11 protein-coding genes and 1 pseudogene are annotated in these 14,993 nt (G+C 41.7%); 1 reads left to right on the top strand and 11 read right to left on the bottom strand.

The window, feature by feature from the left end; all coding sequences use genetic code 11:
* Positions 1-188: 188 nt before the first annotated feature.
* Complete coding sequence (locus tag FQV37_RS06575) at positions 189-1,172, bottom strand: sterol desaturase family protein (protein WP_160021764.1); 984 nt, start codon at positions 1,170-1,172, stop codon at positions 189-191.
* 206 nt (positions 1,173-1,378) lie between these two features.
* Positions 1,379-2,785, bottom strand: coding sequence for a DUF2868 domain-containing protein (locus FQV37_RS06570; RefSeq protein WP_160021763.1), 1,407 nt, complete (start codon positions 2,783-2,785; stop codon positions 1,379-1,381).
* 219 nt (positions 2,786-3,004) lie between these two features.
* Between FQV37_RS06570 and FQV37_RS06565 the strand changes: the two genes are divergently transcribed.
* Positions 3,005-3,796 carry an SDR family oxidoreductase gene (locus FQV37_RS06565; protein ID WP_240990969.1) on the top strand — a complete coding sequence of 264 codons (792 nt, stop codon included), beginning with the start codon at positions 3,005-3,007 and terminating at the stop codon, positions 3,794-3,796.
* A gap of 38 nt (positions 3,797-3,834) precedes the next feature.
* Here FQV37_RS06565 and FQV37_RS06560 read toward each other — a convergent pair whose 3' ends face one another.
* The 9 genes and pseudogenes from FQV37_RS06560 to FQV37_RS06520 all read right to left on the bottom strand — a co-directional run.
* Complete coding sequence (locus FQV37_RS06560) at positions 3,835-5,361, bottom strand: bifunctional 2-methylcitrate dehydratase/aconitate hydratase (RefSeq protein WP_160021762.1); 1,527 nt, start codon at positions 5,359-5,361, stop codon at positions 3,835-3,837.
* 154 nt (positions 5,362-5,515) lie between these two features.
* Complete coding sequence (locus FQV37_RS06555; protein ID WP_057760177.1) at positions 5,516-6,142, bottom strand: GNAT family N-acetyltransferase; 627 nt, start codon at positions 6,140-6,142, stop codon at positions 5,516-5,518.
* A gap of 37 nt (positions 6,143-6,179) precedes the next feature.
* The gene (locus FQV37_RS14145) at positions 6,180-7,316 is read right to left on the bottom strand and encodes a restriction endonuclease subunit S (protein ID WP_277342686.1); all 1,137 of its coding nucleotides are present in this window, start codon (positions 7,314-7,316) and stop codon (positions 6,180-6,182) included.
* Positions 7,317-7,336: 20 nt separating this feature from the next.
* Positions 7,337-9,373, bottom strand: a complete 2,037-nt coding sequence (locus FQV37_RS06545; RefSeq protein WP_160021761.1) for an HsdM family class I SAM-dependent methyltransferase — start codon at positions 9,371-9,373, stop codon at positions 7,337-7,339.
* A gap of 90 nt (positions 9,374-9,463) precedes the next feature.
* Positions 9,464-11,317, bottom strand: coding sequence for an ABC transporter ATP-binding protein (locus FQV37_RS06540; RefSeq protein ID WP_160021760.1), 1,854 nt, complete (start codon positions 11,315-11,317; stop codon positions 9,464-9,466).
* Positions 11,318-11,355: 38 nt separating this feature from the next.
* Positions 11,356-12,582: a 2-methylaconitate cis-trans isomerase PrpF gene (prpF, locus tag FQV37_RS06535; protein WP_160021759.1), complete on the bottom strand. Its 1,227-nt coding sequence runs from the start codon at positions 12,580-12,582 to the stop codon at positions 11,356-11,358.
* Between the two features lie 13 nt (positions 12,583-12,595).
* Positions 12,596-14,278, bottom strand: coding sequence for a hypothetical protein (locus tag FQV37_RS06530; protein WP_160021758.1), 1,683 nt, complete (start codon positions 14,276-14,278; stop codon positions 12,596-12,598).
* Between the two features lie 41 nt (positions 14,279-14,319).
* Positions 14,320-14,580 carry a Txe/YoeB family addiction module toxin gene (locus tag FQV37_RS06525; RefSeq protein ID WP_037025847.1) on the bottom strand — a complete coding sequence of 87 codons (261 nt, stop codon included), beginning with the start codon at positions 14,578-14,580 and terminating at the stop codon, positions 14,320-14,322.
* A gap of 101 nt (positions 14,581-14,681) precedes the next feature.
* Positions 14,682-14,942, bottom strand: a pseudogene (locus tag FQV37_RS06520) (type II toxin-antitoxin system Phd/YefM family antitoxin); the annotation flags it as partial.
* Positions 14,943-14,993: the final 51 nt, after the last annotated feature.

Below are 14,993 nucleotides of genomic sequence, written 5' to 3'. Positions count from 1 at the left end.
TAAAACAAATCTGATTGGGTATCGGTTATGAATGCGTATTGTCATATCATAAATCGTAGTCCACGCATTTATAATCAGGCTCTAGTCGGTTCAATATAATTTGGATACAAGGAAGGCGAGTGAAAGCACTACAAATAGTAGGCTAAGCGAGACTAACACCGTATCCAATTTATAGAGAATTGACTATATTAGACAGCACTTGGTGGACGCAGCAGTACTTTTAGCTTTTTCTTGAACCCTTTGGCACGAAAAAACCGCTGCCACATACGGTAAAAGACCCCAAATATCAGGCTGATGATATTGTCATGGCTGGCTTCACCAACCGCACCGTACTGGACGGGGTTATTGATGGTATCTTCTTCTACGTAAGTCCCAAACCAACGATCAAAAATAATGAGAACGCCGCCGTAATTTTGGTCAATATATTCGTCGTTGGTACCATGATGGGCACGGTGATTGGATGGGGTATCAAAAACATACTCCACCCATTTGGGGAATTTTCCCACGGTTTCGGTATGGATAAAGAATTGATAAATCAAATCTAACGCATAAAAGAAGAATACCCAGACAGGATGTACGCCCAACATCATCAGCGGGACAAAGAATAACCACCAACCCGTCACTGAGTAAAGCAGGCTTTGACGCATGGCGGTGGACAGATTCATATGATCATCTGAATGATGCACGACATGCGCTGACCAAAACCAATTCATACGGTGTGACGCACGATGGAACCAGTAATAGCTAAACTCAACCGCAACGAATATAGGGATGGCGGTAAGCCATGTCACCTCAATAGTAAATAAGCGATATTGATATAACCATAAGCAGATAGGTATGACGATAAGCGCTTGGACAATCAATTCAAACCCTAGATAAGAGCCACCTAAGCTAAAATTGGTCATCGCACGGCGCCAACTAAAGCTTTTACTATTGCCACGCTTGGACTGATATAGCCATTCTGCCAAAAATAACAAGAAAAATGGACCGCCAGCCAGCGGAAGCAGCCACTCCTGCCAATACGCAGGTAGAATGCTTGCCAGCATTGGCTGCCACGACTCTGGCGCAGCCGTTAAGATACTTTGGTTTAACGCCTCTCGGTAACCATCCAATAGTTGACCATACTGACCTAGGGTCATAAGGGGGCTGTCTAAAGAGATATCTGCTGCCATCTTGGGCTCCTAGCCACTATAAAACATCCTTGTCGTCTTGATATGACGTCACAGCTATCAAAAAACTGCTTTAACCGCTGTCATATGAATGACTCTACTCATTGATGATAAATAGAACCACTCATCTATAATATTTATTTATTGTATATCATGCTAGTCATAATGATAAGTTTAAGAAATATTATAGGATTACACCTTAAAATTTATTAAGCATCAATATCAACCAAGCCAATCTTTCGTGCAGAAAGAGCCGTTTGCCACTGTTGATAGCGAACGGCTTGTTTGTCTAATGGCTCATCATCGTTACGTGCGTCATTCAAGTCAGCAGCAGATGCAGATTTGGTATCGCTAAGCAGCTGTACAATAAGACCATCTTTTGCGTGAGCAGCGATTTGATCGAGTTTGCGTAGCGTACCGCGGTCGGGTAATGCGTTGCTATGAATGCCAAGTAAAACTTGCACCGGATGCGCATCTAAGTAGTTTTTAAGCCGTGTCATATCATCACGGTCATCGACGATACCAAAATCCTCAACTTCGCTTGATTGTTCAAAACCATGGTTGCTGCCATCAAGCCCTGACTGCCACCATTCGTCCTGATTTGCAGGGTATTCAAGCAGAGCAACTAACTTTTTGCCCATACTGACCGTCGCTTTTGGGGCGATAGGGGCTAGCGCTTCTATAAAGTCATCAGCATCTACCACGTGCCGCTGCCAAAAGTTTAGGATTTTTTGATAATACGGCTGTTTGATATCCAAACGCATTTTTTTGCGGCGGAACATCAATGCACAGAACGCCCATGCTATCGCTCGCGGTACAATACCGTACATCAGCAAGCTACCGACCAGTAATCCTGCCCATTGCCTTGCAACAGACAGTGGCATGGCTTCAGTGACAAGCCTGCTCTGTGCGATTGCCGTACTGTCTGGCACACCAAATCCTACCATACTCGGTAGCCAGCCTAATACTTGAGTCAAGCTCACCAGTGCCTGATCAGAGAGTAATGTTGACTCCCAGCTAAAGCTATACTGACGTACAACCAGCAAAAATATAATCGCAAGCAGCATACCGGTCAATGTCGCAAGCCATAACTGATGGCTAAACCGTCCCAAATACCAACGCATACCGCTGTGCTGCAACTGGCGCTCATACAGATCGACGGCAGCCTTAGTCACATCATCTTTACCACGTATGAGATAACTCGGACTGACAAAGCTCGCAAACCAACTGGGCGATTGCTGATCTCGATTGATAAGGGTCATGACGAGCCAGCCACCAAGCATAATGGTATGAAAACCAAGTAGACAGACCAACACATAAAAGAAGTTCACAACATTAGACTGCAATAGTGTAAACAATCCCAAAAATCCCGAGATACACCACACCACGCTCATAACAATCATGATGCCCTTTATACGACCATCAATCTTGCCTAGAACACGCGCAAGCGCCCCGTTGCTATCTATACGTGATGCACGTCGATGCAGCTTTTGGATAGGCGTGCCATCCTCGCCCTGTAGTTTTTCCGTGATTAATAACGGGTCAGTGGCAAAAACGTGCTGATCGGTCTCTAAAGCACGTACCAGCTCGGTCAATTGGTCTTGAGGTAATAGCATAAGGCGCTGATATCCGTATGAAGGCGTCAATATAAGAGATAGCAATCTAAAAACACGCGTTTTAATCGTTATAGATTATTGTAGCGTATATAGAATGAGGATGACTTGTATTATTTTTACCACAGTAAACGCTCATAATATCGGCCAAAATAAATATACAACACCAAATCTTGTCAAAAAGCGTATTAAAGAGACATATCAAAAAAGGAAAGGTGCCATATGAATAACGAAATGAATAATAAAACCTATCTTATCATCGGTGGAACAGGCGGCATTGGTCAAGCCATGGTGCAGCAGCTAATACAAGGAGCGGCGGCTAATCAAACGGACAGTCAATCTAATCAAAGCCATCGCACACAAGTATTTGCTACTTATCATCGAAATGAGCCAAACATTGAAGCAGAAAACCTGCACTGGCTGCCGATGAACGTCAGTAATGAGGACAGCATCAAAAAAGCTGCCGATACCATCAAACAGACAGTCGGTCATGTGGATTGGGTAATCAACTGTGTGGGATTACTACATACAGAGACAGCGCAGCCAGAAAAGGCCTTGCGACAGATGGAAACGGAGTTCTTTTTGCAAAATATGCAAATCAATGCGCTAGCCAGTTTGCTGATAGCCAAACACATCAAACCGTTGCTAGCCAAGGCTACTCGCAGCGCCAATCATCCTGCTATTTTTGCGACCGTATCAGCCCGCGTCGGTAGCATCACTGACAATCAGCTAGGCGGCTGGTATAGCTATAGAATGAGTAAGGCGGCGCTCAATATGGGCATGAAAAACCTAAGTATCGAATGGAGCAGATCACTTAAAGATGTATGCGTGGTAGTTATGCAACCAGGCACTGTCAACACTCAGCTGTCCGCACCGTTTCAAGGCAATGTCGCTGAAGAGCATCTGTTCTCGCCAGCGTATAGCGCGGATTGCTTATTGGAAGTACTCTCAGGTATGACTGCTACCCAGACAGGCAGTTTTGTCGATTGGGCTGGAGAGTCAATACCTTGGTAGTCGTTAAACTGACGCTAGCGTATTAGTAAGCCATCAATCTAATACGCTTCAAACAGCGACATAAACTCATTAACGGGTGTTTGTTCTAGTCTTTCTTGATCATCGCATAACTCAATGATCTGCTGACAGTGACTCTCGATAAAACGAGTGGCTAGACTGGCGTGGAACTTGGCTTCCAGTACAGGGATGCCCTCAGCGCGGCGGTGTTTATGCCCGATAGGATATTCAACAGCCACTTTTTCTGTACTGCTGCCATCGTTAAAAAATACTTGAATGGCATTAGCGATAGAGCGCTTGCTTGGGTCATGATAGTCTTTTGAATACTGCACGTTTTCTTCTACAAACATCTTGCTGCGCAGCTCATCGATTGACAAATGCTGTTCGTGATAGTCATCCTCGTAGTTCTCTGCCATCAGATCGCCTGTCAACAACGGCACAGCCACCATATACTGCAAACAGTGATCTCGATCGGCTGGATTGGCAAGTGCGCCTTCTTTTGAGATGATGCGAATCGCTGAGTCATGGGTAGTTAGGACAATTCTCTCGATATCGTCAATTCTGTCTTTTACGTGTGGGTGCAAAATGACCGCGGCTTCACAAGCGGTCTGAGCATGAAACTCAGCAGGAAAGCTTATTTTAAATAAGATATTTTCCATCACGTAACTACCAAAATCCCGCTGGAATTTAAAGCGACGATCGCCTTCAGGCTTTGTGGCTAGATCCTTATTGGTATGACTAAATAGCACATCATAGAATCCCCACTGCGGTGCGGTTAATGCGCCAGGAATACCCATTTCACCGCGCGCCGTTATATCTACCAGACGTACCGCACGACTGGTTGCATCACCTGCCGCCCATGATTTTCGGCTGCCAGCATTGGGTGCATGCCGATAGGTGCGCAGTGCCTGACCATCGACGATGGCTTGTGAAATCGCCGCCATAATGCGCTCCCGTGGCAGCTGATAAAGCTTTGCAACGACGGCGGTTGACGCCAACTTGACCAAAAATACATGATCAAGACCCACACGGTTGAATGAGTTTTCGAGTGCCAGTACACCTTGAATCTCATGCGCCATGATCATGGCTTCAAGCACTGCTCTCATGGTCAGTGGTGCTTGTCCTTGGCTGATATTTTTCTGACTGATATAGTCTGCGACCGCCAAGATACCACCCAAATTATCAGAAGGATGGCCCCATTCGGCAGCAAGCCATGTATCGTTATAGTCAAGCCAGCGCACCATACAGCCGATGTCAAAAGCGGCTTTGATGGGGTCTAGCCTATAGGAGGTGCCAGGGACGCGAGCGCCATTCGGTGTTATTTGATCGGGGCAGTCAGGCCCTAAGTGCTTGGTGCACTCAGGGAAGCGCAGCGCAAGTAAGCCACAACCAAGCGTGTCCATTAGACAGTGGCGCGCGGTATTCCACGCATCAATAGGGTTTGGGGACTGCTCGTCTATTGAATAGTTGAGCACATAATCGGCAATTTTTTGAATTTCATCGTCATATTCTGGACGGACGTTACTCTCTACCGTCGCATCGTTAATATTTGAATTGGTAGTTGACATGGTTGTTACCTCATCCTGAGTGTACTACTTCCTTGACTGAGACTGAGCTGATTGGCTCAGCCATCCTTTTAAAGGAATCATCATTTAAAAGTAGCATACTCAATATGGAACAACCAATTTGAATTATGTTAAGAATTAAGACGTTAGCAGCGATCTAAATCATTAAGTACAACAGACCTAAAACAAACAAAGCGGCCATGATAAACAGCAGGAAACTTAACACTTTGGTCGTGGTTGACGCGGTGTCTGTGCTCTCTTTTTTGATTTTATTTTTCTTTGCAACGTATAGCACCATTTTTACATGCTCGATATTGTCCTCGAGATAATGTTCTCCTTCAGGTACAAAACCTAACGACTCGTAAAAGCTAAGCAAGTAAACCTGTGCCGAGATAATAATCGGGCGCTTTTTACCGTATTTTTTGCGGCACTGTGCAATAGCCTGATTCATCATCTGCCGTGCCAGACCATCACCTCTATGCTCTGATAGCACAAGCACTCTACCGATGGCTGGCATCGCGGTGTGGTTGGTCTTAATCGCAGGATCAGCTACTGATAGGTTGGATTTTAGCTTATTAAACTCAGGTGGAATGATACGACAATAGCCCACCAATGCTGCATTTTGATGAGCGATTAGGTGCAAGCAATCAAAATCCACTTCATCCATATCTTGATAGGCACAGTTTTGTTCGACGACAAACACTTGCGAACGCGCTTTTAAAATATGATAAAGATCAACTGAGGTCAGCTCGTCAAAGGTTTTTAGAGAAAATTCACAAGTCATAGTGGGCTAGCTTTTGAAGATGGGATTAATATAAGGTTTATAACAAGCATAACTGATCGTTGTCGCTGTTACGCTCACTTTTAGAGGTTGTGATTTTGGCTTGAGTGTATAGCACCACACCTTTTATCACTAGCTTTTTGATAGCCGAAATTAAGATTTCTATCAATGCGTAGTCTGGAATATCATCTTTAGAGGGCATTTGAATAAAGGTATTCCTCATTGCTGTGCGATTAAATTTACTACCATAATTATATTTTCCGGAGGTTGAAAGCCTGCAGGTAGAAATAATCATAAAAGCAAGATTACCTGTAAATGATTCGAATTTTGGTGTTAAGTTTTGAATGTGAGAATAACCAATAAAATCATTTTTTTGATAAAACATAGTTTCTGATCCTGAGGTGGTATCAGAGCAAGTTAATGTATTTCCTTTATTTAAAGCCTTTAAGTTAGAGAAGCCCATTACTCCATTATCTGTTGAAGAGTTTGAAATTAATGGTATGTTCCCAACTTTAGAAATTATTTCATCGTTTTTAAGTCGGTAATATTTTGTAGGCTCTATATTGAATAATTCACCTAATTTAAACTCGCTCCAATTTAATTTACCCTGCTCAAAATTATCTAACGCCTGTTGTTCGTCAGCCGTCAAGATGTAATTCTTTAATCCTGTGGCTGACAGATAAGCGTCTAGATTTGTCATACGTTCAGCTTCAAGCGTGGTTGTAAAACTGTTCATAAAATCAAAATCTGGTTTACCATTTTTAATAGGAAGGGTTATTTTTTGGGATTCAATAACTTTTACACTAAAACTAGAAGCACCCCAAGAAAAAGAGCTAAAAGACTTTGTCATTGTTGATAAAAAGAACTGTGCATTTCTTTTATTAAATCTTTTATCTTTTGATTTTACTATTTTTATCTTATCCCCAGTAAAATATGGGAATTCTTGATAATACATCGTTGCAGTATCTTGTCCAAAAGATATGGTATTACCATCATTCAAAAATGATTCATCTTCGTTAATAAATCCTTTTTGCCCATTGCTTGAACCCATTCTCACAATATATGGAAATTTCCCGTTATCTAAAATATTTACTTTATTAGAGTCAAATCTTTTTTTATATGACTCGATCTCAAACAAATCACCAATTCTAAACTCACCCCACTCAACATTTTCTATCTGCTCATTAAGTGAGGTCTCTACTTTCCCAGCCCGTCATCCTCTTTATTTTGATGCTTGAGGATGTTGCTCACTTCCCACGCTAAATACTCACTGACCGTATGTTTGAAGTCTTGTAGAGTAGGCTTGGTATCAATAGGGGCGGATTGATTCCAATCTGCACCATTATTTGGGTCAATTGTGCCTTCATAATACTCTTGTTCAGTGAAAATATTGAGCTTGCTTTTACCGAAACGCACTAGGCTGACCAGCTCTTCATAACGCTCTTTGGCTTGATTGGTATCTTTTAGGTTATTGCTCGCCTTTTTACGATTGGTGCGCGTGTAACCATCGTTTGAGAAATCAATGAATTTTACCATTTCATCCTTATGATGTTTCTCATTAACTTTAAAGACATATACCTGAGTCTGTACACTTGCTTTGCCAATAAAGATGTCTATAGGCATTTTGATGCTGGCGATTAGCGTATGTTTAGTCAGTATTTTTTTAGTGTAGTCTTTGGCTTTTCCTGATCCAGCAGAGTTCTGAATGATAATAGCGGCATAGCCTTTATTCATCATGCTAAGAGCTCGCTCTACAAAATTCATGCCGTTTCCATTTGCCGAATAGGGCGGGTTAAGTACGAACGCATCGGCAGGGAATTTATCCTCAGTTTTGCCAAAACCATAATTACCATCAAAATCAGCTAATGAATCCATGTTTAAGATATTGGAGCTACCGTCACCCATTAGAATCATATTAAGAATAGCGAGCATGTACACGCTTGATAGTAATTCTAACCCTAGCAGTTGTTCCGCTTTAATTAGGATTTCTTTTTGTACCAGCTCATCAGGTGAAGTAATAGTGCGCTTAGCGTCGTCTAGCATCTCGTTCATTGCAGCGACTAATAGTCCTGCTGAACCCGTAGCAAAATCCCACACATAAGAATCTTTATTGACGCGAGCCAGCTTGACCAATAAATTTGCTACATAAGACGGCGTGAGAACAACATCATTGAGCTTATCTTGTGAAAAACCAAGCCAGCCGTACATCTCATTAAATAGCTTACCTGTAAAGTCAGTGGTCAAACCAATCTTATAATATATGCCTAAGTCATCGACAATTTTAGTAAACACTCGCTTGAGCTGACTTTCACCACCAATAACTTTATTAATGTTTTCTGTGGTTAAAGTATTCTCTAATGTTCTAACAATCAGATCTTTCTTTTCCTTAGGTATCTTTTTTTCATTCAAAAAAGCCTTTATCTTTCTTAGGATGATATCGCCATCACGGTTACCTTCTTCGATAGAAGACTTTAAATCAGACTTTTCAAGTGGAGTGACTTTTCCTGGTATGCCGAGAGTTGCGATGATTGAGGCTGCAACCAAATAAACGCGGTCATTTTCTCCCAGTCCTTTTTCATTTTGGTAAATATCATTATTAAGTCGGACTAAACTCGTATCAATTTCTTTTTCTCTTTGCGCTTTTAACTTATCAATTTCTGCTTGTGATAGGGTTAGTGTTTTTACTTTTTCTATAAAGCTATCAAAGTTTTGAGGGGCTAAAAATGATAAATCTGAAAACTCGCCAACCTTTTGCCCTGCGCCGAGATTGCTTTTTGAAACATAGTAGACCCCAATTTCATGCTGTATCTCTCCAGCTTCATCTTTATAGCCTGTCATACCAATAGCGATAATATCGGTGTAACTAGTATGATGTAATAAGGCGTTAGCATAATGTACTGCGCCATTCACTGCGAATGAGTTAATATTCTTAAAATTTGGCTGATTTTTAGCAGTTTGATTTTCAACTTGATCGTCGGTGTTGAGTTTTACTAACTTTCCCTTGTAACCTTTATACTCGATAAGTATTGGGAAATAATTCAAGTTTTTATCTTGTAATAATAACTTGGCATCAGGACGATTTGCACCTGTTCCACCATTTTTAGTAAAGTAATCAGACAGCGCTTTTTCTATCTCGGTATTTAAAAACTCTTGTTCTAATTTATAGTCTAATTTATAGTTTTTAAGCCAACCATTCGCTAAATCCGCAATATTGGGTTCTATTGATTGTGCCATTCTTGTCTATTCCTTAATATGGATATAACATTTTGATACTCTAAAGACGGTATATAAAATTGCTCTATGATACTACTATTTAACCACTTATCAACCATTGATAGTTTGACTGATCTTGTCCAAATTTAAACTATCAGACATGGCGCTAAAGATTTCAAAGTATTTGCCGCGTTGGGCATAAAGTTCCTCATGTGTACCTGTCTCAACCACTTCGCCATTTTCTATCACTACGAGATCGTCGGCATCGATAATTTGAGCGATATTGTGTGAGACCATAATGACGGTACGGTCTTTTTTGATCAGATCAAGGCTTTTTTTGACCTGTTGACTGGCTATAGCATCTAGACTGGCTGTCGGCTCGTCCAAAAATACAATGGGCGGGTCTTTTAAGAACATCCTTGCCAGCGCGATACGCTGCTGTTGACCGCCTGATAATGACTTAGCAGTGCTCTCATAGCCATCAGCTAACCCTATGACCTGCTCGTGGATAGAGGCTTTTTTTGCAGCCACGATGATGTCATCGTCGCTAGCATTCATGTCCCCATAGCGGATGTTTTCACTGATCGTACCCGAAAAAATATGATTGCTCTGTAGTACTAGGCCGATGCGCTGACGCAACTCGTGGGTATCACAGTCTGCCAAATCATGCCCGTCTAGGCAAATCGTACCAGCGTCTGGCGCATAGAACTTGACCAGTAGATTGATAATCGTGCTCTTGCCAGCGCCAGAAAGGCCAACCAACGCGGTGATACGATTGGGCTTGATAGTAAAGCTGACGTTTTTTAGCGCTTGTGTGCCATTCGGGTAGGAAAAATCAACGTTTTTAAGCTCGATATGGCCTTTGAGGTTTTCGCTACTGATGCCATCGATGTTTTCGACTTGTTTATCATCTTCTAAAATATCAAAAAAACCTTCGGCATAGGTCAATGCATTATTTATCTGGTCGTAGATGCGGTGTAATTGACGGATAGGAGCGGCGACATTTTGAAATAGCATGACATGAAAAAGAATCATACCAATGGTCATCTCACCTTGTAGGACAAAATAAGCGGTGAGAAGGATGATAACCACCACACCAATCTGCTCGATAAAGGTTTTGATGGCATCATAGATAAAGCCAATACTGCGAATGCGTAGTTGATTGTCGGTCATTTCCTTTTGAATGGCTAGGTGTTTCTCAGCCTCGATAGATTCACGGACAAAGGATTTCACCACACTGATCGAATTAATCAAAGAGATCACCAAACCGCTTTTTGCTTCTCGAAACCCACGCATCTGCCGACGAAACCCTTGCAAACGGCGTGCTTGCTTTTGGCTGATAAAAAAGTAAATAGGTATGATAATAAGACCGACCATACCAACCCAAAAATTGGTCGAAAACATGATGATAAGTGCCACAATCGCATTGGCAAATAGCGGTAGCATGTCGATAAAGAAGTTTTGTACCAGACTAGTAAGACTGCTAACCCCGTAATCGATACGGGTTTGCAATTTACCACTGTCATTTTCACTACTGGTATAAAACGCCATCCGGTAAGTAAGGATGCGCTCAATGATTTTTTGAGACAGATCACGCGACAAGTTGATACGAATCTTTTCACCAAAAAAACGCTGACCAAAAGAGATAAATATCGACAGGATCTCTTTAGTTAGCAAGACCGCGCTGATAATACCTAACATACGTAAACCCGCCTGCCATGGCTCAGCAAGCGTGGCAATTTCGGTTAACGTATCAACGGTATAACGTAGTACAAACGCATTGACCTGCGCGGTAAAGGAGCCTAGGGCAGTCAGCGCTAAGGTGGCGATGATCAGCAAGCGATAAGGTTTAGCAAATACCGCCAGTTTTTTTAGAATATCCCACAGCAGCGCCCGCCGTTCTCTTTTTTCGACGGGAGGTTTCTTGTCTAACTGTACACGGCGGGATTGGGGAGATGTTGGCATAAAACTCTATCGCAAATTAAAATAAGCCATGGCTACGCTTAAAATGCATCCGCTGGCACAAAAACTTCACCAACCATAATACGCCTTGCTGAGCGGCTCATCGACACTTTTTTGGCTTGCCAGCGCCCATCGACCAGTTCGGTCTTACCGCCGACGAGCAATGTACCTGATGGGTGACCAAAACGCACCTCTGTCAGCTCGCCAGCGCCTGCTGCTTGATTGACGATTGTGCCTTGTGTGGTTGCCGCGGCGGCAATAGCGACGGCTGCTGTACCCATCATGGCGTGATGCAATTGACCCATACTCATAGCACGTACGACCAAATCAATCTCGTCCATATCGACCGATTTACCACTAGAGGCGGTATAGCTCTGCGCTGCACCTACCCAAGCGACTTTAGGAATATGTTGGCTGGTCTGTGCCTCGCTCACGTCTTTAAATAATCCCATCGCCACACCACCTGTGGCACGGATTCTCTCAAGTTTGGTAAGTAGCTCGCTGTCGCTATTAATGTCGCTTTGTAATTCAGTACCCGTAAAGCCTAAATCTTCTGCTTTCATAAAGATGGTTGGGATACCTGCGCTAATGAAAGTAGCTTTGACGCTATCAGCCTCTAGACCGCAGCCTGACACATCAAAGTCATCGACCAAGTTACCAGTAGGGAACATGTCGCTGGTGGCATCTACAGGATCGATAAACTCAATTTTGACTTCAGCCGCTGGGAAGGTTACACCATCTAATTCAAAGTTGCCCGTCTCTTGAACTTGTACTTTATCATTCGCGTCTTTATAGACTGGAACATGCGCAATAATCGTTTTACCGATATTTTCTTGCCAAATGCGCACTTCACAAATACCGCTATCTGCATTGTCATCGATGCTATGAGCAATTTTATCAGCATCGACCAGACCCATATTAATGGCGCAAGCACCAACCGCTGCGGTTAAGTTGCCACAGTTACCCGCCCAATCAATCATAGGCTTGGCAATATTAACTTGTCCAAACAGATAGTTTACATCGTGATCTGAGCTAGAGGAGGCCGATAAAATAACCGTTTTTGAGGTGCTAGAGCTACCATTACCAAGACCATCAATTTGCTTACCGTAAGGATCTGGACTACCGATGACACGTAGCAAAAACTTGTCGCGCGACTCGCCAGCGACTTGGCATTGTTCAGGTAAATCAGACAGTTTAAAAAACGTCCCCTTTGAAGTGCCACCGCGCATATAGGTAGCCGGAACGGATATTTGTGGGGCTGGCGTCATGGTTAGGATCCTTTTATAAGTTTTTATTACTTGCTTTAAATAATAAACCGACAGGTGACTTCTTGATAGCTGCACTCTCAGCTGATATTTCTTTATAAATACTAGGAATTTCTTTCAATTTCGGCGCATCGAGAACTTGGTTGGCGGCAAACAAACCTAATCCCCATGATGGAGTTCCAGTCAAAGCTGCCGCTACTTCAATTCCCCCCATCACAATCCATGATCCGATATCGTGGCCTGCAAACTTCCATTTTTTTTGTCTAAGTTCTTCTAGCTTCTTTCTATGCACACTTAAAGAGTTATCGATATTCTTATGCAATTGATCACGAGTTGCATTGAAATTTTCTGGATTGGTTTCGATAAGATTTTGAACACTATCACCCAACATATCCCGTATCTCGTGTAAAGCTCCTTGCTTTCTTAACTCTATCAGCGATTCTGGAGGTATATCTCCAATCCAAGGCATATCTGTATGAGACAAATCATCTAAACCCTTCAAAATATGTAAACCCTCAACTGAATAGTGGTTTTCAGCTCTTAGAGAGTCGTACTCTAATTTCCAGTTAAAATACTTCCAAGATGTTGGCGCCTCAATAATAGGGACGCCTGATAACTGTTTTGACTTAAGTAGTAGCTCATTACTAATAGCCATCCTGCTAACTATTTGTGAGTGCAATATGTTGCCTGGAGTTGTTCCTATAAGAATATTTTCTGGTATTGTCTTTTTATATCTATTGAAGTTATCTCTGAAGGTTCCATTCCACTCAGTATCAAATAATATTCTGTCTTTGTTTATTATTTTATCTTCTAAATCTTCTATGGTTTTGAAATCACTCAAGAAATCAATCAGATCTTCCTCACTTGAAAAGTTAGTTTCAAACATATTTTGAGCATGAATAATAGCGTCATTTCTCCCTAAGATCCTAAAAATATTTCTTCCATCGTCTTCTTCAAGAATTTGCATATCTGGCAAAATAACAACGATAGGATATGCTAAATCTATACATGCTAAATCTTTATATTTTAGGACGTTCAAACCATGCTTTATAAAATAGTACACTCTAGTTGCATCATCGGAATTCTCGAGTACATATTTAGATCGCACGAAAGGGTCTGGTAAAGCAAGAGTATCTGTATAAATGCCACACTTGGAAGCTATATTTTCACTATATGAAGGAAAGAGATCACCACCGTAGATTCCGTTCAAATTATCAATACTATCCTCTAGGTGCCAACAACCAATATCACCAACATTTTTCCAAAACTCATATAAATTATTAATAAAAGTATTAATCTGCGGAGCTACATTTTTGATAAGTTTACTATTAGACGAGTAGAGAGATGCTACTTGATGTGCATTTATATTTTCCTCAAGCATTTTATTGAAAATACCCTTAAATGCACTTTCTATTATCTGAAAGTAATGATTTTGAATATCAGACAATGAGTATTTATTTTTTAGTTTATTTCTTTCGTCAAGATGACTAACAGCCAATGCCATAGATCTTATACGACCATCGACTGTATCTAAAATTACACCCCCATCTTCTGAATATTGAATGTTCTCGATACTGCTCTTGAAATCATCAATCAGATGGGGAGCAATTTTAATTTTTCCATCGTTTATTTTTTTCTTAAGTATCTCCAACCTAATTTTCAAATTATATTCATACTCTTCACTATTGTAATCAGCCATGTTTAAGTCACTCTTTTTTAATAGATAAAGTTTTCGAAGATCTAGTAATGATAGCGACAAGAGATAATCGTCAGATAATTATCATCGACGGCATATACCAATCGATTGGCGTCATCAATGCGTCTTGACCAAAATCCGGATAGGTTTTCTTTTAGGGGTTCAGGTTTGCCAATGCCTTCAAACGGATTTCGCTTACATTCGGTGATGAGTTTGTTAATACGTTTGAGTGTTTTTTTGTCTTGTGTTTGCCAGTACAGATAGTCTTTCCACGCAGCATCTGTCCATGCTAGTTGTTCACTCATTGTTAGACCCTTTGCATTGATTAAAGCCTTTGAGTTCAAGCACTTTCAATATCGCCATCCATATGCTCATTATTATCGCTGCTACCATCACCTTTATCACTATCTTCTACCGTATCAATTAGCTCACGCGTAACCGTCTTGCCAGCTTTATATTGGGCAATAGAGTCCGCTAAGTGCGCTGCATTGGCAGGAGATTTTAGCAGATAGACGGTTTCCATCAGGCTATTATAGTAATCAAGCGACATCACAACGGCATCATCAGCGTCACGGCGGGTCACTATAGTGGCATTGGCATCATCGTTTACCGTGTCTAGGACAGATTTTAGGTGCTTTCTGGCTTCTGAAAAACTAACGACTCTCATGGCTTACTCCTTTCATGACATTTTGCATAACTTGTACAATATATGGTACAT

Source organism: Psychrobacter nivimaris, assembly GCF_009812035.1.
GTDB classification, from domain to species: Bacteria; Pseudomonadota; Gammaproteobacteria; order Pseudomonadales; family Moraxellaceae; genus Psychrobacter; species Psychrobacter nivimaris.
The sequence above is the reverse complement of the archived record's forward strand: the minus strand, read 5'-3'. Positions and strand labels throughout refer to the sequence as shown.